Source organism: Flavobacterium cryoconiti (assembly GCF_048158645.1).
GTDB classification, from domain to species: domain Bacteria; phylum Bacteroidota; class Bacteroidia; order Flavobacteriales; family Flavobacteriaceae; genus Flavobacterium; species Flavobacterium cryoconiti.
The window spans coordinates 1-25,851 of sequence record NZ_JBLNKW010000010.1 but is presented as its reverse complement, the minus strand read 5'-3'; the positions used below and the strand labels follow the sequence as shown (position 1 = coordinate 25,851).

At 33.8% G+C, this 25,851-nt stretch carries 24 protein-coding genes; 16 read left to right on the top strand and 8 right to left on the bottom strand.

Going from position 1 to position 25,851, the window contains the following annotated elements; all coding sequences use genetic code 11:
• The 3 genes from ACM55H_RS14230 to queA all read left to right on the top strand — a co-directional run bounded on the left by ACM55H_RS14230 (position 1) and on the right by queA (position 2,842).
• Positions 1–327: a nucleotide pyrophosphohydrolase gene (locus tag ACM55H_RS14230; RefSeq protein WP_035668323.1), complete on the top strand. Its 327-nt coding sequence runs from the start codon at positions 1–3 to the stop codon at positions 325–327.
• Between the two features lie 80 nt (positions 328–407).
• Positions 408–1,631, top strand: a complete 1,224-nt coding sequence (gene aroA, locus ACM55H_RS14225; protein ID WP_416837138.1) for a 3-phosphoshikimate 1-carboxyvinyltransferase — start codon at positions 408–410, stop codon at positions 1,629–1,631.
• A 161-nt stretch (positions 1,632–1,792) separates the two neighbouring features.
• Positions 1,793–2,842: a tRNA preQ1(34) S-adenosylmethionine ribosyltransferase-isomerase QueA gene (gene queA, locus ACM55H_RS14220; protein WP_416837137.1), complete on the top strand. Its 1,050-nt coding sequence runs from the start codon at positions 1,793–1,795 to the stop codon at positions 2,840–2,842.
• Positions 2,843–3,032: 190 nt separating this feature from the next.
• On the opposite strand, the gene ACM55H_RS14215 is transcribed toward queA, so the two are convergent.
• The gene (locus tag ACM55H_RS14215; protein WP_416837136.1) at positions 3,033–3,767 is read right to left on the bottom strand and encodes an SIMPL domain-containing protein; all 735 of its coding nucleotides are present in this window, start codon (positions 3,765–3,767) and stop codon (positions 3,033–3,035) included.
• A gap of 188 nt (positions 3,768–3,955) precedes the next feature.
• Between ACM55H_RS14215 and kynU the strand changes: the two genes are divergently transcribed.
• On the top strand, positions 3,956–5,230 hold the full coding sequence (gene kynU / locus ACM55H_RS14210) for a kynureninase (RefSeq protein WP_416837135.1): 1,275 nt from the start codon (positions 3,956–3,958) through the stop codon (positions 5,228–5,230).
• Between the two features lie 101 nt (positions 5,231–5,331).
• Positions 5,332–5,775 (top strand): glycine zipper family protein, encoded by a 444-nt coding sequence (locus ACM55H_RS14205; RefSeq protein ID WP_416837134.1) that lies wholly within the window; start codon positions 5,332–5,334, stop codon positions 5,773–5,775.
• Positions 5,776–5,854: 79 nt separating this feature from the next.
• Here the strand turns inward: ACM55H_RS14205 and ACM55H_RS14200 are convergent, their stop codons facing one another.
• Both ACM55H_RS14200 and ACM55H_RS14195 read right to left on the bottom strand, forming a co-directional pair.
• Positions 5,855–7,387, bottom strand: coding sequence for a cryptochrome/photolyase family protein (locus tag ACM55H_RS14200; RefSeq protein ID WP_416837133.1), 1,533 nt, complete (start codon positions 7,385–7,387; stop codon positions 5,855–5,857).
• A 3-nt stretch (positions 7,388–7,390) separates the two neighbouring features.
• Complete coding sequence (locus ACM55H_RS14195) at positions 7,391–8,032, bottom strand: flavin reductase family protein (RefSeq protein ID WP_416837132.1); 642 nt, start codon at positions 8,030–8,032, stop codon at positions 7,391–7,393.
• A 162-nt stretch (positions 8,033–8,194) separates the two neighbouring features.
• Here ACM55H_RS14195 and ACM55H_RS14190 point away from each other — a divergent pair, with 162 nt between their 5' ends.
• On the top strand, positions 8,195–10,585 hold the full coding sequence (locus tag ACM55H_RS14190; protein WP_416837131.1) for a penicillin acylase family protein: 2,391 nt from the start codon (positions 8,195–8,197) through the stop codon (positions 10,583–10,585).
• 62 nt (positions 10,586–10,647) lie between these two features.
• A complete protein-coding gene (locus ACM55H_RS14185; RefSeq protein ID WP_416837130.1) occupies positions 10,648–11,985 on the top strand; it encodes an FAD-dependent oxidoreductase in 1,338 nt (445 codons plus the stop codon).
• Positions 11,986–12,129: 144 nt separating this feature from the next.
• Here the strand turns inward: ACM55H_RS14185 and ACM55H_RS14180 are convergent, their stop codons facing one another.
• Both ACM55H_RS14180 and ACM55H_RS14175 read right to left on the bottom strand, forming a co-directional pair.
• The gene (locus tag ACM55H_RS14180; protein ID WP_416837129.1) at positions 12,130–12,492 is read right to left on the bottom strand and encodes a cupin domain-containing protein; all 363 of its coding nucleotides are present in this window, start codon (positions 12,490–12,492) and stop codon (positions 12,130–12,132) included.
• Positions 12,493–12,554: 62 nt separating this feature from the next.
• Positions 12,555–14,075 carry a helicase HerA-like domain-containing protein gene (locus ACM55H_RS14175; RefSeq protein ID WP_416837128.1) on the bottom strand — a complete coding sequence of 507 codons (1,521 nt, stop codon included), beginning with the start codon at positions 14,073–14,075 and terminating at the stop codon, positions 12,555–12,557.
• Positions 14,076–14,449: 374 nt separating this feature from the next.
• Here ACM55H_RS14175 and ACM55H_RS14170 point away from each other — a divergent pair, with 374 nt between their 5' ends.
• The 7 genes from ACM55H_RS14170 to ACM55H_RS14140 all read left to right on the top strand — a co-directional run bounded on the left by ACM55H_RS14170 (position 14,450) and on the right by ACM55H_RS14140 (position 21,052).
• Positions 14,450–15,268 carry a MotA/TolQ/ExbB proton channel family protein gene (locus ACM55H_RS14170; RefSeq protein ID WP_039110850.1) on the top strand — a complete coding sequence of 273 codons (819 nt, stop codon included), beginning with the start codon at positions 14,450–14,452 and terminating at the stop codon, positions 15,266–15,268.
• Positions 15,269–15,343: 75 nt separating this feature from the next.
• Positions 15,344–15,955 carry an ExbD/TolR family protein gene (locus ACM55H_RS14165; protein WP_039110851.1) on the top strand — a complete coding sequence of 204 codons (612 nt, stop codon included), beginning with the start codon at positions 15,344–15,346 and terminating at the stop codon, positions 15,953–15,955.
• A gap of 19 nt (positions 15,956–15,974) precedes the next feature.
• Positions 15,975–16,523 carry an ExbD/TolR family protein gene (locus ACM55H_RS14160; RefSeq protein WP_416837127.1) on the top strand — a complete coding sequence of 183 codons (549 nt, stop codon included), beginning with the start codon at positions 15,975–15,977 and terminating at the stop codon, positions 16,521–16,523.
• 39 nt (positions 16,524–16,562) lie between these two features.
• A complete protein-coding gene (locus ACM55H_RS14155) occupies positions 16,563–17,357 on the top strand; it encodes an energy transducer TonB (protein WP_039110853.1) in 795 nt (264 codons plus the stop codon).
• Positions 17,358–17,590: 233 nt separating this feature from the next.
• Positions 17,591–18,514 carry a PstS family phosphate ABC transporter substrate-binding protein gene (locus ACM55H_RS14150; protein WP_416837126.1) on the top strand — a complete coding sequence of 308 codons (924 nt, stop codon included), beginning with the start codon at positions 17,591–17,593 and terminating at the stop codon, positions 18,512–18,514.
• 16 nt (positions 18,515–18,530) lie between these two features.
• On the top strand, positions 18,531–20,201 hold the full coding sequence (locus ACM55H_RS14145) for a tetratricopeptide repeat protein (RefSeq protein ID WP_416837124.1): 1,671 nt from the start codon (positions 18,531–18,533) through the stop codon (positions 20,199–20,201).
• Positions 20,202–20,419: 218 nt separating this feature from the next.
• Entirely contained in the window at positions 20,420–21,052 is a 633-nt protein-coding gene (locus tag ACM55H_RS14140; RefSeq protein WP_416837123.1) for a 7-carboxy-7-deazaguanine synthase QueE, read from the top strand.
• A gap of 121 nt (positions 21,053–21,173) precedes the next feature.
• On the opposite strand, the gene ACM55H_RS14135 is transcribed toward ACM55H_RS14140, so the two are convergent.
• Positions 21,174–21,716 (bottom strand): YfiT family bacillithiol transferase, encoded by a 543-nt coding sequence (locus tag ACM55H_RS14135; RefSeq protein WP_416837122.1) that lies wholly within the window; start codon positions 21,714–21,716, stop codon positions 21,174–21,176.
• Between the two features lie 16 nt (positions 21,717–21,732).
• A complete protein-coding gene (locus ACM55H_RS14130; RefSeq protein WP_416837121.1) occupies positions 21,733–22,449 on the bottom strand; it encodes a class I SAM-dependent methyltransferase in 717 nt (238 codons plus the stop codon).
• A 73-nt stretch (positions 22,450–22,522) separates the two neighbouring features.
• Between ACM55H_RS14130 and ACM55H_RS14125 the strand changes: the two genes are divergently transcribed.
• A complete protein-coding gene (locus ACM55H_RS14125; RefSeq protein WP_416837120.1) occupies positions 22,523–23,017 on the top strand; it encodes a YkgJ family cysteine cluster protein in 495 nt (164 codons plus the stop codon).
• A 60-nt stretch (positions 23,018–23,077) separates the two neighbouring features.
• On the opposite strand, the gene ACM55H_RS14120 is transcribed toward ACM55H_RS14125, so the two are convergent.
• Positions 23,078–24,295: an exo-beta-N-acetylmuramidase NamZ family protein gene (locus tag ACM55H_RS14120; protein ID WP_416837119.1), complete on the bottom strand. Its 1,218-nt coding sequence runs from the start codon at positions 24,293–24,295 to the stop codon at positions 23,078–23,080.
• A gap of 112 nt (positions 24,296–24,407) precedes the next feature.
• Here ACM55H_RS14120 and ACM55H_RS14115 point away from each other — a divergent pair, with 112 nt between their 5' ends.
• Complete coding sequence (locus tag ACM55H_RS14115) at positions 24,408–25,643, top strand: ABC transporter permease (protein ID WP_416837118.1); 1,236 nt, start codon at positions 24,408–24,410, stop codon at positions 25,641–25,643.
• Positions 25,644–25,851: the final 208 nt, after the last annotated feature.

Genomic DNA, 25,851 nt, shown 5'->3' with positions numbered 1-25,851 from the left:
ATGAACCTAAAAAACTCCCAACTAGACGTTGACACTTGGATAAAAGAACACGGCGTTCGTTATTTTAATGAATTGACCAATATGGCACAACTTACTGAAGAAGTAGGAGAAGTAGCCCGAATCATTGCTCGTCGTTACGGAGAACAATCCGAAAAAGAATCGGATAAAAACAAAGACCTTGGCGAAGAATTAGCCGATGTGGTTTTCGTGGTTTTATGTTTGGCAAACCAAACGGGAATCGATTTACAAGCTGCTTTCGATAAGAAAATGGATCTGAAATCGATCCGTGACAAAGACCGTCACAAAAACAACGAGAAACTAAAATAATGTTATAAGTAGAGGTAAAGCTTTGGTGTATGCTTTTTTTAAAATAAATTTGCCAAAACGTACCAAACAATCAACCTAAGATGAATTTACTGTTACAAACTTCCCATTCTAATTTACAAGCTCAAATTGCAGTTACCGGCTCAAAAAGTGAAACCAACAGACTATTATTGTTGCAAGCCTTGTTCCCCAATATTACTTTGGCCAATACTTCAAACTCAGATGATAGTGAAGTAATGCAAAAAGCATTGAAAGGAAACGAGGAAATAGTAGATATTCATCATGCGGGAACAGCGATGCGTTTTCTAACAGCTTATTTTGCTGTAAACGAAGGTCGTGAAGTAGTGTTGACTGGTTCTCAGCGAATGACTGAGCGTCCAATAAAAGTTTTGGTGGAAGCATTGCAACAATTGGGTGCACAAATTTCTTATGAAAATGAAGTAGGTTATCCACCTATTCGAATCAAAGGACAAAAAATCACCGCTTCTAAGGTTAACATTCCGGCAAATGTAAGCAGTCAATACATATCTGCATTGTCACTAGTGGCGCCAAAACTAGAAAATGGAATTGAAATCACTTTAGTTGGTGAAATCACGTCAGTTCCATATATTAAAATGACCTTGGCTTTGTTGAATGATTTGGACATCAAAACTAGTTTTGAAGGAAATGTGATTACTGTTTATCCAAAAAAAGAAGTGGAATCGAAAGTAATGACCGTAGAATCCGATTGGAGTTCAGCTTCTTACTTTTTCAGTTTGGCTGCTTTAGCAGATAACGCAGCTATTTCATTGACGAGTTATAAAGAAACTAGTTTGCAAGGAGATTCCGCTTTGGTTGAAATCTATAAGCAAATGGGAGTTGACACGCATTTTGAAGAAAATAAAATGACGCTTACAAAACAAGTGGATTTTATTCCTCAAACGGTAACTTTTGAGCTTAACAATACACCTGATATTGCACAAACCATTGTAGTTACTTGCCTTGGACTAGGAATTGGTTGTCATCTTACCGGACTTCATACTTTGAAAATTAAAGAAACTGACAGGCTGGAAGCACTGCGAATTGAGATGACAAAACTCGGTGCTAATATATCAGTTACCAATGACAGCTTGACACTTGTTGCTTCAAACGCAATTAATCAGAATGTGCCAATTGCTACTTATAACGATCACAGAATGGCGATGGCATTTGCGCCATTAGCTTTAAAAGTACCAATAATCATCGAAAATGCAGAAGTAGTTTCAAAATCGTATCCTGATTTTTGGAATGATTTAAAAACTTTAGGCTTCGAAATTTCAGAAAAATAAGAGTTGTAAACACTAGTGAATCAGCTGCTTTTGAAAATAAAAGGCAAAACACTTGACAACGCCTATCTCACAATCGTATATTTGCAAACGATTTAGAATTTTGCTGTCCTGAGCGATGTTGATGGGCCTAATTTATAAGTCATAACTCATAAATTTTTTAAATGAAATTATCACATTTTCAATTCGATTTACCAAAAGAACTTCTTGCCGAATATCCAGCTGAAAACAGGGACGAATCACGTCTAATGGTTATTGATCGTAAGAAGCAAACTATAGAACATAAAATGTTCAAAGATGTTATCGATTATTTTGATGACGGAGATGTTTTAATTCTGAATAATACTAAAGTTTTTCCAGCGCGTTTGTATGGAAACAAGGAAAAAACAGGAGCAAGAATCGAAGTTTTTTTACTTAGAGAATTAAACTCTGAGCAAAGACTTTGGGATGTTTTAGTTGATCCAGCGCGTAAAATCAGAATTGGAAATAAATTATACTTTGGAGATGACGACTCATTAGTTGCCGAAGTTATCGACAATACCACTTCTCGTGGTAGAACATTGCGTTTCCTTTACGATGGTTCTTATGAAGAATTCAGAAATAAATTAACGGAACTTGGAGAAACTCCAATCCCAAAATACATTTCAAGAGACGTAACTCCAGAAGATGCGGAACGTTACCAAACTATTTATGCTAAAGAAGAAGGAGCTGTTGCGGCACCAACTGCAGGATTGCACTTCTCGAAACATTTGTTGAAAAAACTGGAAATTAAAGGGATAAAATTTGCCGAAGTTACGCTTCACGTAGGTTTGGGAACTTTCAATCCAGTTGAGGTTGAAGATTTATCAAAACACAAAATGGATTCTGAGGAATTAAAAATCACTCAAGAAGCCTGTGATATTGTTAACGATGCCAAAGTGAAAAAGAAACGTATTTGTGCAGTAGGAACTACTTCTATGCGTGCCGTCGAAAGTTCTGTTTCATCACAAAGTACGCTAAATCCTTTTGATGGTTGGACAAATAAATTTGTATTTCCTCCTCACGATTTCAGTATTGCTACGTGTATGATTACAAATTTTCACACACCAAAATCTACTTTATTAATGATGGTTTCAGCATTTTGCGGACATGATTTAATGAAAAGAGCCTATGCAGAAGCAATCAAAGAAGGATACAAATTCTATTCTTATGGTGATGCCATGTTGATCATATAATCTGAATTTATTTCAGATTCTAAATAATAAAATCTCGTCAGCAATGGCGAGATTTTTTTTTGGTGTGTGTCCCGCTGAAAAAGCGGGTCGGGCTGTACGCTGTATCTTTATTTTCTTAAAGAAAGAAAATAAAGGATGCCGCTTCCATCCCTCACACAAAATAATTAGGGATGATTCATGATTTGTATTCCTAATTCACTTGATAAACCAGTTTTACTGTAATATTAGCCGTTTTGTTTTTGGACTGCGTATTAAATGAACCGCCATAAGAAAAATCTTCCGATGAGTTTTGACCCGTTATTTGGAAAACACCCATATCTGATTTTTTTAGATTCCCAAGGTTTGCATCTGCATTTTCGGCAATACTTTTAGCTCTGATACTCGCGTCTTTTGTAGCTTCGGCAATCATTTTTATTTTCAACTCCGCTAATTTGGTGTAATAATATTCAGGAGGATTAGAGTAAAATTCTACTCCCGAATTAATTAATTCGCTGGATTGTCTTGATATTTCTTCAATTTTATTAACTTCCTTAGATTGTATACTCACACTTTGAGTCAATGTGAATCCGGTAAAAATTTGTTGTTTTGTAGTTCCATTTTCATTAAAAACAGTTTGGAAATCTTTATTAAAATTCACCGCGGAAAATACCATTTCAGTCGGAGCAATTCCTTTACTTGATAAATAGCTTTTTATTTTTTCTCTATCGGTATCCAATGATGCATAAGCTTCTTTCAAAGTGGTGCTTTTTTTAGAGAAAGAACCGCTCCACACTATTAAATCCGAAACGAAATCTTTCTTCCCTAGACCAGTCACGCTTATAGTATCATTGTTCTTATTTCGATTCTGAAAAGCATTCGAAAATAAATAAGCTGAAATCACAACTGCCAGCGAAATAATAATAACATTCAAATTGTTTTTAAGCATAGCTAAGATTTTATATTCAATCAAATATAATCAAATAACGAGTTTGTTTTTAATTCAGTATGCTATAGATGAATTATTTTTTCCTTCTCCAAAGTTTATTTTTTAACTATTATCTTTAGGTCTATCCTTTTAAAAGGCTTTTATCTATCGGTCTTTTTTTACTACTTTTACCAAACAAAACACAAACAATGACTTTTGAAAATACCCTTGAATTTGCAAAACAACTCGATTTACAAGATCAGTTAAATAAATACCAAGATGAATTTATTTTTCCGCAGGTAAACGGAAAAAAAGTAATTTATTTTACAGGAAATTCACTGGGATTACAACCTAAACGCACCAAAGCATACGTAGATGAGGTTATGAATGACTGGGGAAACCTTGCCGTTGAAGGTCATTTTTATGCACAAAAACCGTGGTGGGATTACCAAGAGCGATTTGCGAATCCGTTGAGTAAAATTGTTGGTGCCTTGCCAAGTGAAGTAACTGTAATGAATACGTTGACGGTTAATCTTCATTTGTTGATGGTTTCTTTTTACCGACCCACAACAACCAGATATAAAATCATTTGTGAGGAAAAAGCGTTTCCTTCAGATCAATATATGTTTCAAAGTCAAGTGCATTTTCACGGGAACAAACCAGAAGATGCTATTGTTGAAATCAAGCGTCGCGAAGGCGAGCACAATATTCGCTTAGAAGACGTTTTGTCCAAAATTGAAGAAGTAGGTGAGGAATTGGCTTTGGTTTTAATTGGCGGTGTCAATTATTACACGGGGCAAGTTTTTGACATGAAAACGATAACTGCCGCAGGTCATAGAGCAGGAGCTTATGTAGGTTGGGATTTAGCTCATGCTGCAGGAAATATAAAACTGGAATTGCACGATTGGGATGTGGATTTTGCCGCTTGGTGCAGTTATAAATACATGAATTCAGGTCCTGGAAATGCTTCAGGATGTTTTATTCATGAAAAGCACCACAATAATTCGGAGTTGCCAAGATTCGCCGGTTGGTGGGGGCACAATAAAGAACGTCGTTTCAAGATGGAACAAACTTTCGATCCCATTCATAGTGCCGATGGTTGGCAAATCAGTAATTTACCAGTGCTTTCTTTAGCACCCTATTTGGCATCAGTTGAAATGTTTGATGAAATAGGAATGGACGCTTTAATCCAAAAAAGAGATAAAATTACTTCCTATTTAGAGTTTATTCTACATGAGATAGACAAGGAGGTGGATAGTAGCTTCGAAATCATTACACCATCAAATCCATCCGAAAGAGCGTCACAATTGTCAGTATTACTTCATGGAGAAGGACGCAGTTTGTTTGACTATCTTATGGAAAATGGTGTTATAACGGATTGGCGGGAACCTAATGTTATTCGTTTGGCTCCAGTTCCATTATATACTTCTTTTGAGGATATGTATGACTTTGGTCAAATCTTGAAAGCCGGAATTTTAGGGTAATAGTACCGTAATTATATAAGAAATAGTTTAAATTCTATAAGTTTTATTTGATAGTTTGAACGTTCCTTTGTAGGATTAGAAATTATGAAAAATTTAAAATCATGAAAAAAATATACATTACAGTACTGTCATTAGTTATTGTTTCTTGTCAAAATCAAGGAAAAATGGAGCTTCAAAAAGCGAAACTGGCTACTGTGGATTCCATGAAACAAGTTACTGTAGATTCCATGAATGTTGAATTTGAGAAACAAAAAGTCATAGATTCCATGCAAATTGAAATGACTAAAGTTAAAGATGCCAAGATAGAAACCCAAAAAGAAGTTGTTGTTGTCAATCATCAGGCAGCAGCTACCACAACTACCACGACCACGAAAAAGAAAGGTTGGAGTGGAGCTGCAAAAGGAGCAGTTATTGGAGCTGGGGTTGGAGCGGTTACAGGAGCAATCATCAGTAAGAAAAAAGGTCAGGGAGCAATAATTGGTGGTTTGGCAGGAGCAGGAGTAGGTGCTGGGACTGGTGCGATTATTGACGGAAGTAAAAAATAATACATAAATTTTTATATAAAAGAGTGTTTAAGTTCTAATCGAATTTAAACACTCTTTTTATTTGTTGCAGTCTTTAAGTTTAATAGGAATCCATATCTCCAATAATAGCATTGGCCTTAATTTTGATTTTATACAATTCTTCGGGATTTATTTTATTTAATAAATTCAACATCATTCCCATGCGTTGGTTTCCTTTGAAATACTCTTTTTTTTCATCCAGAAAATTCCAGTATAACGTATTAAATGGACATGCTTTATCTCCAAATTTCTCTTTGACATTGTAATGACATTTGACACAATTATTACTCATTTTATTGATGTAACTTCCGGAAGAGACATAGGGTTTTGTAGCAATAATTCCCCCATCTGCATATTGTGACATACCGCGGGTATTTGGCATTTCGACCCATTCAATAGCATCTATGTAAACGCCCAGATACCATTGGTCTACTTCATCTGGATGAATTTGTGTCAGTAGCGTAAAATTCCCTATCACCATGAGGCGTTGAATATGATGTGCATAGGCTTCATCTAAACTTTGATTGATAGCGTAACTCATGCAATTCATTTTGGTTTTACCTGTCCAGAAAAAATCTGGTAACTTGTTGTAGTTTTTCAAAACATTCATTTGGGCGTAATTGGGCATTTCTTTCCAATAAATTCCCCGAATGTATTCTCGCCAACCCAGAATTTGACGCACAAATCCTTCTACTTGCGAGAGTGTTATTTCGGCCTCATTTGCATGATAAAAAGAAATAACGGTCTCGATGACCTCTTTTGGCGAAAGCATTTTACTATTCATGGCAAAAGACAAACGAGAATGGAAAAGGAATTTTTCTTGGGTATGTATTGCATCTTCATAATCACCAAAATGTTTCAACAGATTTCTACAGAAATAATCTAAAACCTCCAGAGATTGCTCACGAGAAATAGGCCAACTGAAATTATTCGTGTCAATGTTTCCAAAAGTGATTATACCAGCTTCTTTTATTTGAGTTATAACTTCAGAAACGTTCAGATGAAAATTTTTTTCTGGCGGAACTGGAACTTCGCCTTTGTATTTTTTACGATTATCAGCATCAAAATTCCATTGGTTTCCCAAAGGAGTTGCCCCATTCATTAAGATATGATGTTTTTTACGCATGTTGCGATAGAAATTTTCCATCAACAATAACTTCTTTCCTTCAAAAAAAACGGTGAGTTCGTGACGCGTGGTGTAAAAATGTTCGGAGTCAAAAGCTTCTGATTTGATTTTTAGATTGGAACAAATCATTTTTAGTTGTTGATCCAGTCGGTATTCGTCGGGTAACTGGTATTCAAATTTTTCTATTTTATACTTTTCGATACAAACGCCAATAATTTTTTCTAAATCCTGTGGATTCTCGGCATCGGTAATTTGAAAATATACCGCTTGATGTCCATCTGCTTTTATAGCTGTATAAAAATTCCTCATCGACAGAAAAAATGCTACCACTTTTTGGATGTGATGTTTTACATAATCAGTTTCCTGACGTATTTCTGCCAAGACATAAATCGTGTTATTGTCACATTCCTGAAACCAGGAATGCTGTGAATTTAACTGATCGCCAAGGATTAATCGCAGTTTTTTCATTTTCTATTTTTTGAAAAATGAAGTAGTTGGGATTTCTTTTCGGGCATATTGAAAACGATCCACTAATTTGGGTAAACAATACCCGTCGAGTCCATTTAATGCCACAACGTTTCCTTTGTCAATTTGTAACCAACCATCTTTGTGTTCTAATTCTTCTTCAAAAAATAAATTTTCGATAGAAGCAATAATGTGAATGGTGTCATTTTCCTTGATAAAATATTCATTTACATACTTGCAATACAATTGAACCGGACTTCCTTTTACGAAAGGGATTTCAATATTATTTTTATATTCTTCTTCAAGATTGGTTTTGTTAAATTCAGAAATTCCCAATTCATAGTTTGCCGAGGTGTGATGCGCATCCTCAATCATATCCACCGTAATGTGATTCACGGTAAAGTAACCTGTTTCCCGTATGTTTTTGTACGTGTCTCTTGGAACGGTTGTAGGTCTCATTATAAATCCAATCAAGGCAGGATTACTTCCTAAATGAGTGATGCTGCTAAAAATGGCTACATTAGATTTTCCATCAATGGATTTTGTAGCAAGTAAATTAGCGGATTTATATCCGGTGCAAGAATTGATCAAATTTAATCTTTCGATTTTCTCCATTTGGGAAATATCGTCTCTAGTAATATGCTTCATGTCTTTTTTAATTTAGAACAAATATACTTTTTGTTTAATTAAATTTAAAATAAATTAAACAAAATAATTGTATTCAATATTTTAAAATCAAAAAGCTATAGAAAATAAATACTTTAAAATAACTTTCAAATCCTATATATTTGTTTATCAATTTATCCAAAAATGAAAAAAATAAAAAAGATATTTCTGGTTTTACTTACGTTAGTAGCGATTATAACAATAGCTTTAATTGTTTATGGGTTTTATCTAAAACCAAAATATGAAGGCGAATTGCAACTGAAAAATATTCAGAAAGAAACAACGGTATATTTTGATGAATTTGGAGTGCCTCATATTTATGCCAATAATTCAAAGGATGCTATGGAAGCTTTGGGTTATGTGCATGCACAGGACCGGTTATGGCAAATGGAATTGATGCGACGCATTGCTCCTGGGCGCTTGTCTGAAATTTTTGGTTCGGTCGCATTGAAAAACGATAAATTTTTTGCAGGACTGGGAATAGAAGAAGCTTCAGCAAAAGCGATTGCAACTTTTGATAAAAATAGCCCAAGTTACCAATTGACGATGGCATATTTGGATGGAATTAATCAATATATTGATGAAGGAAAAACACCAATAGAGTTTAGTTTAGTTGGAGTGAAGAAAGAGAAATTTACGATAAAAGATGTCTATAATATTTTTGGATATATGTCTTTTAGTTTTGCAATGGCTCAAAAATCAGATCCGTTATTGACAGATATACGAAATAAATATGGAATGGAGTATCTCAAGGATTTTGGAATTGACGGCTCTTTTAATACCACTCGAATAAAAAACGCCAAAGAAAAACCACAGGAATATAACACTATTGCAAAATCGATAGCTTCGCTTTTAGATCAGTCGCCAATTCCTCCATTTGTAGGAAGTAATAGTTGGGTTATAGCACCAAAGAAAACTAAGAACGGTAAAGTTATTTTTGCCAATGATCCTCACATCGGTTTTTCACAACCCGGAACTTGGTACGAAGCACATTTGGTAACGCCTGATTTTGAATTGTACGGTTGTTATTTGGCGGGAACACCCTATCCTTTGTTAGGTCACAATCGTGAATATGCGTATGGTTTGACGATGTTTGAAAATGATGATATTGATTTGTACCAAGAAGAAAATAATCCAAATGATGCGAATGTTTACAAAACGCCAAACGGTTTCAGTGCATATGAAATTAGAAAAAAAACTATAAAAGTAAAAGATACCGCAGATGTAGTTTTAAATGTAAAAGTGACGCGTCACGGTCCTATTATGAATGATCTTATTGATGGTTTAAATAAAAAGAAACCCGTTGCGATGTCTTGGATTTATACACAGCAGCCCATACAAATTCTAGATGCTGTTTATAGACTTTCGCATGCCAAAAGTAAAGAAGATTTTCACAAAGGAGTAGCTTTAATTGCTGCGCCGGGATTGAATGTAATGTATGGCGATGCCAAAGGAAATGTGGCTTGGTGGGCGACAGGAAAATTATACAAACACAATGAGGGGGTGAATACTAATTTTATTTTGGATGGAGCCAGCGGTAAAGATGATATTATCGAATATTTGGATTTCTCCAAAAATCCTTCGGCGGAGAATCCAGATTGGAATTATGTGTATTCTGCGAATAATCAACCGGAACCAATAGACGGTTTTTTATATCCGGGGTATTACCTCCCAGAAGACAGAGCCAAAAGAATCACCCAGTTATTAAATCCAAAATCAAATTGGGATAAGGAGTCTGTTAGTAAAATGATTTTCGATAACACTTCATTAGCAGCTCCACAAGTTCTGTCAAATTTATTTTCGAGTGTCAATTATAATGCCCTTTCTAAAAATGAAAAAGAAGCCATTACTATTTTAAAATCTTGGCAAGGATCTAATAATCTTAATGACGTCGCTCCAACAATTTACAACAAATGGATTTATCTTTATTTGAAAAATACCTTTGAAGACGAACTCGGTGAAACTAATTTCAAACAATTTCTTGGAACACATATTATGAAGCAAATTGTAGCTAAACAAATGGCTAATGAAAATTCACTTTGGTGGGATAATATTACTAGCAAAAGTGTAAAAGAAACTAGATCTCAAATCCTTTCACAATCGTTTAAGGAAGCTATTGTTTCATTAGAAAAACAATTAGGGAATTCAGTGCCAGCTTGGACTTGGAATAAAGTACATGTTTTAGAACATCAGCATCCATTGGGTAAAGTGGCTGCATTACGAAGAATTTTCAATGTGGGGCCTTTTGAAGTTCCAGGGTCCAATGAGGTAATCAACAATCAGTTTTTTGATTATACAGATGAAGCAAATTATGTTGTAAAAGGAGGGCCTTCAACGAGAAGAATTATTGATTTTTCGGATGTAGAAAACAGTTGGAGTATTCTGCCAACAGGACAATCAGGGAATCCATTGAGTTCACATTACAGCGATCAAGCGGAACTTTACAATGCGGGAAAATTTAGAAAAATGAAACTTAATAAGGATGAGATTGTTAGAACTTCAACAAAATTGGTCTTTGTTCCCTATAAAAATTAATAGTTTTAAAGTCCTTAGTCTAATAAAATCAGTAATTTTGCCTAACTTTTTATAAAAAATTAATGCAAACTCCCAAAAAAATAGCGGTTGTAGGTTCTGGATTAGTAGGATCTTTATTAGCTATTTACCTTCGCAAAGCAGGACATATAGTTCATGTTTATGATAGAAGTCCAGATATTAGACAAATTCAGTTTTCAGGACGTTCCATCAATTTAGCCATGTCTAACCGGGGTTGGAAAGCGCTAGATGGAGTAGGAGTGGGTGATGCGGTACGTGAGATTGCAATTCCTATGGATAAACGTGCCATTCATCTTGTGGATAAGCTTAATTTTCAAAATTACGGACAAGAAGGGGAATCTATTTATTCGATTTCGAGAGGAACTTTAAATAGAAAAATGATTGACTTGGCCGAAACTGCAGGTGCTCAATTCTTTTTTGATCATAAAATTTGGGATGTAACTTTAGATGATGCGACCCTGCATATTGGAGAAACTGAAAGAGGAGCTTGGCAAGAAAAAAAATACGATATGGTCTTTGGTGCCGATGGTGCTTTTTCTAGAATTCGTCACCGCATGCAACGTCAAAGCATGTTTGATTATTCACAAGAATTTCTGCCTATTGGATATAAAGAATTAAATATTCCTGCAAATAATGATGCCACACATAAATTAGACAAGAATTCTTTTCATATTTGGCCACGCGGCGAATACATGTTGATTGCATTGCCTAATTTAGACGGTAGTTTTACGTGTACCTTGTTTATGCCTTTTGAAGGAGAAAATTCTTTTGCAGCATTAAAAGATCAAAAAGAGGTCGAAGCTTTTTTTGAAAAGAATTTACCAGATACGATTGATGTAATTCCAAAATTGACAGAAGATTTCTTCAATAACCCAACAAGTACGTTGGTAACCATGAAATGCTTTCCTTGGACTTATGAAGATAAAATTGCCTTAATTGGTGATGCCTGTCATGCAATTGTGCCATTTTATGGGCAGGGAATGAATGCGGGTTTTGAAGATATTTCAGTGCTATATGAAATGATTGAAAAGTATGGTGATGATTGGAAAACTATTTTTTCGGAATATCAAAAATCACGTAAACCAAATGCAGATGCAATTGCAGAACTTTCCTATCGTAATTTTATGGAGATGAGTTCTAAAACAGCTGATGAAAAATTCTTATTACAAAAGAAAATCGAAAAATCCTTCTCGGATAAACATCCTGATAAATGGATTCCGCTTTATAGTAGAGTAACGTTTAGTGATCGTCCTTATGCCGAAGCTTTGGCAATTGGGGATTATCAAAATGCCATTATGGAGGAAATTTTAAAAATGGAAAACATTGAAAATATTTGGAATAGCCAAACTGTAGAGAACAAAATATTGGAATTATTGCAATAGTTTTTTTGGAGTTATTTAAGGTCAGTTCGCTTCTAGTTAATAGCTGAAATCCCATCTCATTTTTTTAACGAGATGGGATTTCCGCTTTAAACGAAGTGCATAAAACTCCTTAGAAATAAAATCAGGTGAGGCTTCCGAGACTATTTATTCCTCACGGTGTACTTTTGTGAAATCGAAAGCAGGTTTGCAAATGGCAATATATTCACACGGTTCATTAAAAGGATTAGAATATTGTACCCGAGTGTTTTTCTCAATTTTTATAGATTGACCAGTTTCAAGAATTACAATTTCATCTTCAATGATAAATTGCTTTTTTCCTTTTATAATATAGGTGTATTCTTCAAATTCGGGTGTTTGAAAAGGTTCGCTCCACTTGGGCGGTGCAATCATGTGTGCAATTGAAATATCAGGATTGTTTGTGGTTGCGATTCCGTGATGCTCTTCAATTAATTTACCATCTGTTGTTGGAACAACAAATGGTGTTTTTTGAATAAAATATTTTTTCATTTTTTGAATTGATTTTTGAAATACTCTTCAAGAAGTTTGATTCTAAAAGGGTGCTGTAGAACTTATTTTTTGAACATTTTTGTTAAAATACCAAAAGCGCCTCTTATAAAAGTTGCACTAGTCAATACTTTTAAAACGGATTTTCCAACAACACTCGCCGTGCTTGGTCCACTATTTTCTTCTTTTTTAATTGTTTTTTCTTGTTCTTGTGCTGCAACTTCCTGTTCGACAATAACAATTTTTTTATTGAGCATTTCGTAAGCACTTTCACGATCAATAAGTTCACTGTATTTCTTTACCAGTTTTGATTTAGTGTTGATTTCTTGAATTTCACTTTCTGTTAAAATATCCATTCTGCTCATCGGTGCACGCATCATGGTCGCAGCAAGCGGAGTAGGAATTCCTTTTTCGTTGAGTGCAGTAACCAAAGCTTCTCCAATTCCAAGGCTAGTCAGCACTTCATCGGTTTTGTAATATTCTGATGTTGGATAATTATCGGCTGTTTGTTTTATTGCCTGTCGATCATTGGCAGTAAAAGCCCTTAAAGCATGTTGTATTTTTAAACCTAATTGTGCCAAAACGCCACTTGGAATATCCATAGGATTTTGAGTAATAAAGTAAATCCCAATTCCTTTTGAACGGATTAATTTTATGATAGTTTCTATTTGTTCTAATAATGCTTTGCTTGCTTCATTAAATATTAAATGGGCTTCATCAATAAAAATTACTAATTCAGGTTGATCGGCATCTCCTTTTTCAGGCATTTGTTGGTATATTTCAGCCAATAAACTAAGCATGAATGTCGAAAATAATTTTGGCTTATCTTGAATATCAGTCAAACGAAGGATGTTGACATATCCTTTACCATTTTCATCAATTCGCATCAAATCCTCAATATCAAAAGACATTTCTCCAAAAAATAAGTCAGCACCTTGTTGCTCTAATTCAATTATTTTTCTAAGAATAATTCCAGTGGTTGAAGTTGAAATTTTACCATAATCTGCCGTAATCTCGTCTTTTCCTTCTTCGGTTATATAATTGATTACTTTTTTGATGTCTTTAAGATCTAATAAAGGCATTTTATTGTCATCACAGTATTTGAATATAACAGCAATAACGCCAGCTTGAGTATCGTTTAATCCTAATATTCTTGAGAATAGTACAGGACCAAATTCTGATACTGTTGCACGAAGGCGTACTCCATTTTGTTCAGACAAAGTCAGTAATTCAACCGGAAAGCTGGATACACTGTATGGGATGTTGATTTTAGCATGACGTTCGGTAATAAAAGGTTTTTCCTCCCCTTCTTTTGCAATACCACTAAAATCCCCTTTTATATCCATCATTAATACTGGAATTCCAAAAGAGGACAACTGTTCTGAAAGGACCTGGATAGTTTTAGTTTTTCCTGTTCCGGTAGCACCGGCAATTAAGCCATGTCGGTTCATTGTTTTTAATGGTATTTTTACATGTGCATCCGCCAAAGCCTCGCCGTCTAATATTGCTCCACCTAAAATAATGCTTTCTCCTTTCGAAATATAACCGTTTGTAATGTGTTGTGTGAAATCTTCTTTTCTGCTCATAATGGGGGTCTAATTTAAATGATTTGCAAGGTATTAATTATTGTAATTTGTATAAATAAAGCGTTAACTGCAGTTTTCCTGCTTTTTTATTGTTAATAATAAAAAAAAATATTTTTAGCTATTTCAATCTGGTTATTGAAAAATTATCTTAATATGTCATAAAACAATATGTTTTTTTTTGTAAAACAACTGATTTACTTGTGAATTCTGATATAAATGCAAATTTTAAATTAACAAATTATTTTTCGGAATAAAATTAATTAGAATAAAATTAAAAAAAGTTTTTTTATTTAAACTAAAAATATAAATTTGCTCCACTACAAGTTTATTATAACTAAAGAATAAATTATTTAAAACTATTAAAATTAAAAAAAATGGCAAACGTTAAAAAAGAAAACGGTTCAAAAGGTGGAGGAATGATTTCAGGAATCATTATTGTAGCATGTGTTTTTGTTGGATGGATAGTATGGAATTTTATAATGGGTAATGGTGCTAATTTCGAGGGTGGAATTAATACAGGTCACCCACTACCAGGAAATTACTTGGCAATGGTTTATAAAGGAGGTCCTATTGTACCTATTTTATTAGGTTGTTTATTAATGGTTATTGTGTTTTCATTCGAGCGTTTTGCAGTTATTTCAAAAGCAGCTGGTAAAGGAAATCTTGATCAATTCATGAAAAGTGTTCAAGGAAATATTACTACAGGTGATATTGACGGTGCTATCGCTTTATGTGACAAACAAAAAGGATCAGTTGCAAATGCAATTAAATCTGCTTTATTGAAATACCAAGATGTTAAAAAAGAAGGATTAGATAGCGAAGCTGCTGCTGAAACAATTCACAAAGAAATTGAAGAAGCGACTTCATTAGAAATGCCAATGTTAGAAAAACATATGACTATTCTTTCTACATTAGTTTCATTAGGAACTCTTGCAGGTTTGTTAGGAACAGTAACAGGGATGATTAAAGCGTTTGGTGCTTTGGCTTCTGCTGGAACTCCAGATCAAGCTGCACTTGCAAATGGTATCTCTGAAGCCTTGATTAACACTGCAACAGGTATCTCTACTTCTGCATTAGCAATCGTTGCTTACAACTTTTTTACTTCTAAAATTGATACTTTGACTTATTCTATTGATGAGGCAGGTAATACAATTGTAAATACTTACAGACACTACAGAAGTACACAAAAATAATTAATAATTTAGTTTATAAGAAAATAGTAATCTTGTAAAAGAGCTATTTTCTTATAAATATTAAAAAATATATTAATGGCTATAAAAATGTCCAAAAAAGCAGCGTCTATTGACATGACTGCTATGTGTGATGTGGCTTTTCTTTTGCTTACGTTCTTTATTTTGACCGCTACAGCTAAGATTCCAGAAGCATTGCCGGTAGATACGCCAGCTTCAACAGTTCAGTCTAAGTTGCCGGATTCGGATTTAGCAACGATTACTGTTGGAAAAGGGAAAGTGTTTTTTGACCTAAAAGGAAGAGAAGTTCGTAAAAGAACTTTAGAATTAATGGGACAAAAATATGGTGTTGCATTTACAGAGGATGAATCATCAAAATTTGCTTTAATGGAAGGAATTGGAGTGCCGATTTCAAACTTAAAGCAACTTATCTCTATGAAAACTGCAGAGCGAAGTAAAGAAGGTGTTCAGCCGGGAGTTCCTAAAGATTCACTTGATAATCAATTGAAAGAGTGGATTTACAATGCTCGTATTGCAAATATTGAGGTCGATGATAAAGAATTGCAATTTGCTATAAAAGGTGATGCAAAGGAAGAATATCCGTCTATTAAAAAGGTAATGGATATTTTACAAGACCAAAAAATCAATAGCTTCAATCTAGTTACTGGTTTGAGAGCAAAAGATAAATAACTAAAAAAAATACACTAAAATGGCTGAATTAAATACCGGCGACGGTGGAGGCAAAAAAGGTGGAAAAGTAAGAAGTAAAAAGGCAAATTCAAAAGTAGATTTAACTGCTATGGTGGATTTGGCATTCTTATTGATTACATTTTTTATGCTTACTACTACGTTGTCTAAACCGCAATCGATGCCTTTGGGTTTGCCAGATAAAGAAGACGATAAAACTAAGGATAAACCAATTAAAGTTGACGAAAACCGTACAATGACTGTGTTATTAGGTGCTAATAACAAAATGACATATTACATGGGTTTATTGGCTACTCCTATTGCTGGTCCTAAGGAAATCTCTTATGGTAAAGAAGGTATTCGTAAAGAATTATTGAAGAGAAAAAAATCAGTATTAGAATATACCGGTAAGAAAGATAAAGGAATGATTGTAATTATCAAGCCAAGTAAAAAATCAAATTACCGTAATTTAGTAGATATTCTAGACGAAATGGCAATTGTTGATGTTCCAACATATGCAATCGTAAATGATTTTACTCCTGAGGAACAAAAATTGTTAGAAGGTAAATAAGATTTATCTTATTACTCAATAACCTAATAACTAAGAAAAATGAAATTAGATATATTCACAAACCAATGGCTTGATATTGTATTCGAAGGTCGCAATAAGGCCTATGGTGCTTATGAGCTTAGAAAAACAAATACGAAGACTACGGTTAAAGCTCTTGTGCTTGGCGCAATTGTTTTCGCTCTTGCTGTTAGTGCGCCACTTATAATGAGTCTTATTCCTAATTCTTCAGATGATTCTGATACTTTAGATACTAAGATTACAACTGTAAAGTTGCCGCCTAAGAAAGAAGAAGTAAAAAAAGATCTTCCACCACCTCCACCACCTCCACCAAAAGTGGACCAAGTGAAATTTGTTAAGCCAGTTGTGGCTAAAGCAGATGAGGTTACAGAAGAACCACCAAAAATTGTTGAAATTAAAGACAAAAAATTAGGTGCAGAAACTATTAAAGGGGATCCAGATGCTGAATTATCTGTAGAACCAGTTGGAAACGGACCTAGTGCTGTAGTTGAAGAAGATAACCAAATTTACAACACTGCAGGTATCGAAGTAAAACCTGATTTTCCAGGAGGTATGGAGAAATTCTATAAGTATGTTGGTAATAATTACCAAACTCCTGAAGAAGAAGGTTTAAAAGGTAAAGTTTATGTTACTTTTGTTGTAGAAAAAGATGGTTCATTAACTGATATCAAAGTAATCAGAGATATTGGTTACGGTACAGGAAAAGAAGCAATACGTGTTTTGAACAAATGCCCTAAATGGAATCCAGGAGAGCAAAATGGTAAAAAAGTAAGGGTACTTTATTCTCTTCCAATTACTATTCAATCTGCTGAATAATGTTAAATAACATAGTAAATAATATTAAGAAGAAATCGCTTAAAGAGCGATTTCTTCTTGTTTTAGGAATTTTGTTTTTTCTAGTTTACCTTATTTTAGGTTTATTTATTATCTTTATGAAGAATTTTCCTTTAGCAATTCAACCTAATTATAGGATTGCGTTTGGCGTATTACTTATTGTATATGCTTCTATTAGATTCTTCCGAATTATTAATGATAACAAAAACTAGATTATGAAAAATTATGCTAAAATTTCGTATTTTGTTTTTCTTGCAGTAATTGTAGTCTTCTTAGCTTGTAACCAGTCTAAAAGTTCAAAGGATAATGAAACCATACTGAAAGGTTCTGTTTCAATTTTTGTGGATGAAACTTTGACGCCTATTATTGAGGATCAAGTTGCTGTATTTGAAAGTAAATATGATGCTAAAATAAAACTTATTTCAAAATCTGAATCTGAAACTGTTAATTCATTGTTTAAGGAGAGAGCGGCAATAGCTATTTTGGCTAGAAATTTGACAACAGAAGAATTGAAGATTTTTGATCAAAGAAAAATCATCCCTAAAGTAACAATATTTGCTACAGATGCAATTGCGTTGATTTCAAATAAGAACAATAAGGATACTATTATAGCGTTAAAAGATGTAATTGATTATATGCAAGGGAAATCTGTCCCGTCCATTAAAGGGTTAGTGTTTGATAATCCAAACTCAAGTACAGTTCGATATATAAATTCTCTAGCAGGTTTAAATGCTATTCCAGAAAAAGGTGTTTTTTCATTTAAAACCAATGATGAAGTTATTAAATATGTTTCTGAAAATGATGGGATGATTGGGATTGTAGGAGTTAATTGGCTTTCTCAACCAATGCCTGCGATGCAAAAATATGTTGATAACGTAAATACGTTAAGTGTTAAAGGACTTAATACTGATAATTCATTTTCTCCTTCCCAAAATAATATAGCAGAAGGGAAATACCCTTTGGCACGCGATTTGTATATAATCAATTGTCAAGGATATTCAGGTTTAGGAATGGGCTTTGCTTCATTTGTAGCCGGAGATATTGGACAAAGAGTAATTTTAAAATCTGGTTTGCTTCCTGTTCGTATTCCTGGCAGGAATATTACAATAAGGAATAAAATTGAAAATGATAAAAAATAAATTAACTACAATAAAGATGAATAAATTTAAAATTTTTAGTGTTGCTTTATTGGCTTCGGTAACCGTAAGTCAAGCGCAAGATTTGAATCCGGCCAAAAAAGCAATTGACGCAGAACAGTTTGATAGTGCAAAATCGATTTTAAAATCAATCGTGAATTCTAAACCATCTAACGGGAGAGCTGCTTTCCTTTTAGGGAATGTATATCTTACTCAAAACATAGCAGATAGTGCTAAAATTTATTTTCAAAAAGGATTAACTGGTTCTGATGGAGCGAAACTTAATTATATTGGGTTAGGTCAATTAGACTTAGATAATGGAAATGTAGCTGCTGCTCAAGCAAATTTTGCATTGGCTGCGAAAGACATGAAAAAGAAAGATGTAGAAGAATATATCTACATTGGTAAAGCATATATGGCGGCTAATAAGCCTGATTATAAAAGTGCATTGTCTATTTTGACAAGAGCAAAAATTAACAATCCTCAAGATGCACAAGTTTTACTTGAACTTGGGAATGCTTTTTACGGAGATAAGAATCAAAATGAGGCATATGTTGCTTATCGTGATGCTTATCAAGCGGATCCTACTTTAATTAGAGCTAAAATGCAATTAGGTGTTTTACTTAAAGGGGCAAAAGCTTATACTGAAGCAGTAAAAGCATATGATAACGTAATTGCTACAAATGCAAGTTACGGACCTGTTTACCGTGAATTGGCAGAAACGTATTATTTGTGGGGAAGAAATGAGCCGTCTAAAGGTAAAGAGTACTTGCAAAAAGCGTTAGGTTATTATGAAAAATACATGACTTTAACGGATTATTCGTTAGCTTCTCGTATGCGTCATGCTGACTTTTTAATCTTAGCGGGTGACTATAAAGCGTTAGAAGTTGAAGCTAATAAAATGAAAGAATTAGATAAAGTAAATCCTAGAATTTTACGTTATTTAGGTTTTGCTGCATATGAAAATGGGAATGTTGATGTTGCAATTCAATCTTTAGAAAGTTTTATTGCAAATCCTGCTAATAAAGTACTTGCTTTAGATTATCAATATTTAGGTTTTTCTAAAATTAAAAAAGCAATAAGTGCTGATGGTAAAACTGTTGACCCTACTCTTTTTAATAATGGTGTTTCAGATGTTAAGAAAGCGGTTGAAATGGAAATTTCCATCACTAATAATCTTGCTGATATTGGTAAAAAATTATACGAACAAAAATTATTCAAAGAAGCAGCTGCGATTTATGAAATAGCAACTACGAATAAAGAATCTAGAAATTACTTGCTTGATAATTTCTATTTAGGTAACTCATTGTATTATGACAATACTAAAAAGGATGTTGTTAAGCCAGATCCTATTGCACTTCAAAAAGCGGATGTAGCTTTTGGAAATGTTATTGAAGCTTCACCATCTACTCAAGATGCTTATATCTTTAGAGCTAGAACTAATAGATTGCTTGAAAAAGATGACATGATGGTTAAGTATTATGAAGCTTATATCGCAGTTGTTACTGAAAAAGGTGCTGAAGAATTAGCTAAACCAGCAGTAAAAACTAAATTGATTGAATGTTATAATAACATGGCAGCTAGTTTCGCTAATACGGATAAAGTAAAAGCAAAAGAATATTTTAATAAAACTCTTGCATTAGATCCTACAAATAATTATGCAACTGAATCATTGAAAACGTTAAAATAATTGTTTTTTAAATAATTGAAACCGATAACTTTTTAAAGTTATCGGTTTTTTTGTGCGTAATCGTGACTGTTAATTACTTAAGATTAGTGGAGTTTTCGCTCTGAATTAGGTGAAGTGATCTAGCTAGATACTTTTAGAGGTGATTTTTAGAAAGCATTTTATAAATATCAAATTAACTCATTTTCTAATTAACTATCTTTGCACTTTAAAATTAAATAATGTTATCAAAAGAAATACAATTAGAAGTTAATAAAGGCGCGATGCTTCCGTTGATGGAAGAATTTTATACTATTCAAGGGGAAGGATTTCATACAGGAACAGCCGCATACTTTATTAGAATTGGCGGGTGCGATGTGGGTTGTCATTGGTGTGATGTTAAAGAAAGCTGGAATGCCGAATTGCATCCTCCTACTGGTGTAGACTTAATTGTTACAAATGCAAGTAAGTATTCAGAAACGGTTGTAGTTACTGGTGGTGAACCTCTAATGTGGGATATGTCTTTGCTTACGCAAAAGCTAAAAGATAATAATAGAAAAGTCCATATAGAAACTTCAGGGGCATATCCATTAACGGGAATTTGGGATTGGATTTGTTTGTCGCCAAAGAAAAATAAATTACCTACTCAGACAGTTTATGATAATGCACATGAGTTGAAAGTAATCATTTATAATAAACATGATTTTATTTTTGCTGAAGAGCAAGCTGAAAAAGTGAATAATAATGCTATTTTATTCCTGCAACCAGAATGGAGTAAAAAAGAAGAAATGACTCCGTTGATTGTAGATTATGTGATGAACAATCCGAAATGGCGTGTTTCTTTACAAACGCATAAATATTTGAATATTCCTTAAAAATTTAAAACCCCAAACTACAAATTGTAGTTTGGGGTTTTAAATTAAATATCATCTATAACTAGTTTTCGGAATACTTACTTTTTGCAATCCGATTACCTAGCGAACATAGCTCCTAAAACTACCAACCTTTTTGTTTTTTTAATTCCGTAATATGTGCTAAGTGGTGGTTTCCATGCCAAGCATAAGTTCCTATTATTTCCTTCAATTGAAATGCAGCGTTATGCTCCGGATGTATAAAGGATTTTTCTAAATCAGCTTCAGAAAGACTATTCATTAGATATGCCAAACGAAAATGTAAGCCTTCCAGAAAGGAAAGAGTAGGCTGAATAGGCATTGTTAAATTATCATGCAATTCTGCCCAACGATCTTCGTGATAAAATTTTATTACGGGTTTGTCTTCAGTCAGTGTCCACTTGATTCTAATGAAGCAATTCATGTGACTATCGGCGCAATGGTGAATGACTTGACGAATTGTCCATCCATCCTGACGATATGGTGTTTCAAGTTGTTCATCGGTTAAATGAATTACTTCTTTTCTTAATCGCTCTGGGAAATTTGCGATTTCTGCTATTTTATTAGTTAGATAATCGCTGGAATAGATTTCTGGGGCGATAAATTTTCCGATAGGATAACGTAATTTTTCTAATGATGAATTTTTCATATTGTAATTTATTTTTTTAAATCGAAAGTTTAGCTAAATAGTCATAATGCTCCCCTTCAAGAACTAATTCGCATTGTAATCCATTGGCGAAAGCCGCATTCTGTAAGGTATTATAATCTAGGTAAAGCCAAGGAAATTCTTCTTCTTTTTCATTTTTATAGCGTATTGTAAAAGTCAATTCGCCATAATACCCTTTGCTGGGAATCCATTTTCCGCCATCTTCATCATTATCAAACATATAAATAATATCCGAAGAATCAATAAGAATTTGTCCGTTTGGATTAAGTAAGCTTCTTAGTTTCTCTAAAAATGTAGTCGTCTCTTTTAGTGTTCCAAAAATACCGGTCCCATTCATTAATAATAAAATAGTGTCAAATTTATTTCTAGGATTGTCAGTGTCCATTTCAAGAATATTTTGAACTTGAACATTTTTCAAACCTCGTAGTTGGCAGGCTTCAACTGCATTTTTAGAAATATCAATCGAACGGACATCAAAATTTCTTTCGTTTTGTAAAAACAAACTATGACTTCCAGCACCACATCCAACATCTAAAATCTTCCCCTTAGCAAGTTGTAAGGCTTTTTGTTCCAATTTAGGCATTTCATTATAAGAACGAAATAAATAGGCAACACTCATTTCGTCGTCTTCAGAAATGGAGGTTTCCGTGATTAAATCTTCTGGGGAATTATTAGTTTGAAAATCAAGTATGGCTTTGCCAAAAAGGTCTTTCATCTTTTTTGTTTAAAGTTTAAGGTTTCAGGATTCAAGTTTGTTACTTTTGTGGTTCCAACTTTAAATTTTAAACTTGAAACATATTTTAAACAATCTTCCTAAAGAAGCCAAAGATAAGCATATCGAAAATAAAAAGTATTTCGATAAGCTGAAAAAGAAGACGCCTAAGAATTTGGATTACGTGATGCAGGATTTGCATGACGCCGAATTTAAGAAAACGGATTGTTTGAAGTGTGCCAATTGTTGTAAAACTACTGGGCCATTATTTACAGATGCGGATATTGAGCGTGTTTCAAAATATCTTAGACAAAAGCCACAGCAGTTTATTGAACAGCATTTGAGAATCGATGAAGACAGGGATTATGTGTTGCAAAGTGTTCCGTGTACTTTTCTGGACAATGAAAATGCATGCATGATTTATGATGTTCGCCCAAAAGCATGCAGAGAATTTCCGCATACGGATAGGAAAAAGTTCCAGCAAATTACAGATCTAACGTTGAAAAACGTAGCAATATGTCCAGCCGCTTTTAATATTGTAGAGGAAATGAAGAAAAAAATGCCTCTTTAAAAATTTTCCGTATCGTTTCCTCTCCTTTGGAGAGTCCCGAGGCTTCGGGAGGGGTGAGGATTAATAAATCAAATATTTCGTTCTCATTTTTTTAAACTCAATTAACCCTTTCTTCCAGCTTTCTCTGATTTCCTCTTCCGGAGTTCCATTTTCTATTTGTTGTTGCAGTTTTTTAGTTCCTGCAAGTTTTGTAAAAAAGGGATTGAAAAATTTCGATTTGTCTGTCGTGGTTTGATAAGCTTTAATTAACCATTTTAATTCCAATCGATTTACTTTTGGATGTGTTGATAAATCTTCTCCGTAACATTCTATACCATTGTAAATTGGATTTTGAGCACCAAAATTTGGTTTAGGAATAAAACTAAAACCACTTTTCGGTAAATAAGGAGAGCCATAAATTTGAAACTGTTTTTCAGTGCCACGACCCACACTCACATTTGTGCCTTCAAAAAGACATAAACTCGCATAAAGATTTACGGCTTGATCATTTGGAAGATTTGGCGAAGGTTTTACAGGTAGACTATAATTCATTTTTCGGTTGTAATTAATACATGGAATTACGGTCAGCTTGCATTGCACACCACTCTTTAGCCATTTTTCGCCATTTACCATTTTTGCATACTCGCCAATTGTCATTCCGTGAAGCAAAGGAATGGGGTGCATACCCACAAAACTGGTGAATGCTTTTTCTAAAATGGGTCCATCTACAATACTTCCGTTAGGATTCGGTCTGTCAAGAACTAAAAGCGGAATATTATTTTCAGCACAAGCTTCCATAATATAATGTAACGAAGAAATATAAGTGTAAAATCGTGCGCCTACGTCTTGCAAATCAAAAATCATAATATCTATATCGGCTAGTTGTTCTGATTTCGGTTTTTTATTATCGCCATAAAGAGAAATAATCGGTAGCTCAGTTTTAGAATCTTTACCGTCAACTATATGTTCGCCAGCATCTGCAGTTCCGCGAAAACCATGCTCAGGTGCAAATATTTTTTGGATTGCAATATTTTTTTCTAATATGAAATCTACCAAATGAGTTTTATTGGAGAGGATTCCGGTCTGGTTGGTTACAATTCCAATTTTCTTGTTCTTTAATAATGGGAGATAGTTTTCATAATTGTCGGCTCCAGTTTTTATTTCTTTAGATGATTTGTTTTTACTGTTTTCTAAATCCGATTTTACAGTTCCTTTTAAATCTTTTTTTCTAGCCGAACAGGATGTCGAAATGATTATTAAAAATATAAAGCAAAGTGATAATTTGAAAAATGGTGTCATATATAGGTTCAAATAAAATTAATGCCAATTAGTGTAATTCGTGTTTTAGCTGTATTTTTGGCACAAGCGACGCAAACTGGTGAAGCAAATCCAAATTAGAAATCGAATCAAATTGAATTTAGAATATTTCATAGCCAAACGACTCATAACTGCTAAAGATTATAAAAGTAGCATATCTGCGCCAATTATAAAAATTGCAATTTCAGCAATTGCCATTGGTATGATTATGATGATTGTTTCGGTAGCAACGGGAATCGGGTTGCAACAAAAAATCCGAGAAAAGGTTTCAGCTTTCAATGGACATATCATTATTTCGAATTACGATAACAATCAATCCGAAGTTACATTAGTTCCAATTTCTAAAAAACAGGATTTTTATCCAAAATTCACGGCTGTTCCTGGAGTGAGTCATATTCAAGCCATCGCCAGTAAAGCCGGAATTATCAGAACCGAATCAGCTTTTGAGGGAATCATCTTCAAGGGAGTAGGCAGTGATTATAGATGGGATAATATAAAGGAGTATCTGGTTTCTGGAAAGTTGCCTGATTTCTCAAAAAACATCAATCAAGAAGTATTGATATCGCAATTCCTTGCCAATAGATTGAATCTAAAAGTGGGAGATTCTTTCAATACATTCTTTATAAAAGAAAACCAAAATCAATTACCTAACATCCGAAGATTTAAAATAACTGGGATTTTCAATTCTGGTTTTCAAGAATTCGATGCTACATATGTAATAGGTGATATTCGCCACATGCAGCGTATCAATAAATGGGCGCCAGATCAAGTAGGTGCTTTTGAAGTTTTTGTAAATGATTTTAATGATATCAAGTCAATAGGGGAGCAAGTCTATGAACAAACGTCGTCAACACTCGATACTAAAACCATAATTGAAAAATACAGCTATATATTCGAGTGGCTTCAACTATTTGATTTTAATATCATCGTCATATTAGTAGTCATGATACTTGTCGCTACGATTAATATGGTCGTTGCACTACTAGTATTAATACTCGAGCGAACCCAAATGATAGGAATACTAAAAGCATTAGGAGCTAATAATTGGTCAGTTCGAAAAATATTTCTATACAATGCTTTTTATCTTATCGTAAGAGGATTGTTTTGGGGTAATCTTATCGGAATCTCATTATTGTTAATTCAACAACAATTCGGGATAATCCAATTGAATCCCGAAAATTACTACGTCAATCAAGCCCCAGTCTACCTAAATTGGGGATATATATTGTTGCTGAATTTACTCACAGTCACTATTTGTTTCTTGGTATTGCTAATTCCTTCCTATATAATAACAAAAATTTCACCAGTCAAAGCAATACGTTTCGATTAATGTATCATTTGGGCGTTTCCCATTATGAAAAAAGAGGCAATTATCATTATAGGTAGTTGCCTCTTTTGTTATAATGGGGTCGGGCTATCCGCTGCAAGTCCTCGAAAAATTCCATTTCATTCCATTTTTCTGTGGGCTTTTCACTTCTATCCCTAACGCTGGTAGCGTTTCAGTCGAGTTTGTGATTTCTCCGAAGTAGAAATCTTCA

What these genes read in the sequence shown, in the direction of transcription:
- ACM55H_RS14200 (WP_416837133.1), bottom strand. Translation starts at nt 7,387, where the DNA reads ATGAAAAAACTGCGATTAATCCTTGGCGATCAGTTAAATTCACAGCAT.
- ACM55H_RS14160 (WP_416837127.1), top strand. Translation starts at nt 15,975, where the DNA reads ATGGCTGAATTAAATACCGGCGACGGTGGAGGCAAAAAAGGTGGAAAA.
- ACM55H_RS14130 (WP_416837121.1), bottom strand. Translation starts at nt 22,449, where the DNA reads ATGAAAGACCTTTTTGGCAAAGCCATACTTGATTTTCAAACTAATAAT.
- ACM55H_RS14120 (WP_416837119.1), bottom strand. Translation starts at nt 24,295, where the DNA reads ATGACACCATTTTTCAAATTATCACTTTGCTTTATATTTTTAATAATC.
- ACM55H_RS14145 (WP_416837124.1), top strand. Translation starts at nt 18,531, where the DNA reads ATGAATAAATTTAAAATTTTTAGTGTTGCTTTATTGGCTTCGGTAACC.
- ACM55H_RS14190 (WP_416837131.1), top strand. Translation starts at nt 8,195, where the DNA reads ATGAAAAAAATAAAAAAGATATTTCTGGTTTTACTTACGTTAGTAGCG.
- ACM55H_RS14170 (WP_039110850.1), top strand. Translation starts at nt 14,450, where the DNA reads ATGGCAAACGTTAAAAAAGAAAACGGTTCAAAAGGTGGAGGAATGATT.
- ACM55H_RS14155 (WP_039110853.1), top strand. Translation starts at nt 16,563, where the DNA reads ATGAAATTAGATATATTCACAAACCAATGGCTTGATATTGTATTCGAA.
- aroA (WP_416837138.1), top strand. Translation starts at nt 408, where the DNA reads ATGAATTTACTGTTACAAACTTCCCATTCTAATTTACAAGCTCAAATT.
- ACM55H_RS14205 (WP_416837134.1), top strand. Translation starts at nt 5,332, where the DNA reads ATGAAAAAAATATACATTACAGTACTGTCATTAGTTATTGTTTCTTGT.
- kynU (WP_416837135.1), top strand. Translation starts at nt 3,956, where the DNA reads ATGACTTTTGAAAATACCCTTGAATTTGCAAAACAACTCGATTTACAA.
- ACM55H_RS14135 (WP_416837122.1), bottom strand. Translation starts at nt 21,716, where the DNA reads ATGAAAAATTCATCATTAGAAAAATTACGTTATCCTATCGGAAAATTT.
- ACM55H_RS14180 (WP_416837129.1), bottom strand. Translation starts at nt 12,492, where the DNA reads ATGAAAAAATATTTTATTCAAAAAACACCATTTGTTGTTCCAACAACA.
- ACM55H_RS14195 (WP_416837132.1), bottom strand. Translation starts at nt 8,032, where the DNA reads ATGAAGCATATTACTAGAGACGATATTTCCCAAATGGAGAAAATCGAA.
- ACM55H_RS14230 (WP_035668323.1), top strand. Translation starts at nt 1, where the DNA reads ATGAACCTAAAAAACTCCCAACTAGACGTTGACACTTGGATAAAAGAA.
- ACM55H_RS14175 (WP_416837128.1), bottom strand. Translation starts at nt 14,075, where the DNA reads ATGAGCAGAAAAGAAGATTTCACACAACACATTACAAACGGTTATATT.
- queA (WP_416837137.1), top strand. Translation starts at nt 1,793, where the DNA reads ATGAAATTATCACATTTTCAATTCGATTTACCAAAAGAACTTCTTGCC.
- ACM55H_RS14215 (WP_416837136.1), bottom strand. Translation starts at nt 3,767, where the DNA reads ATGCTTAAAAACAATTTGAATGTTATTATTATTTCGCTGGCAGTTGTG.
- ACM55H_RS14165 (WP_039110851.1), top strand. Translation starts at nt 15,344, where the DNA reads ATGGCTATAAAAATGTCCAAAAAAGCAGCGTCTATTGACATGACTGCT.
- ACM55H_RS14185 (WP_416837130.1), top strand. Translation starts at nt 10,648, where the DNA reads ATGCAAACTCCCAAAAAAATAGCGGTTGTAGGTTCTGGATTAGTAGGA.
- ACM55H_RS14140 (WP_416837123.1), top strand. Translation starts at nt 20,420, where the DNA reads ATGTTATCAAAAGAAATACAATTAGAAGTTAATAAAGGCGCGATGCTT.
- ACM55H_RS14150 (WP_416837126.1), top strand. Translation starts at nt 17,591, where the DNA reads ATGAAAAATTATGCTAAAATTTCGTATTTTGTTTTTCTTGCAGTAATT.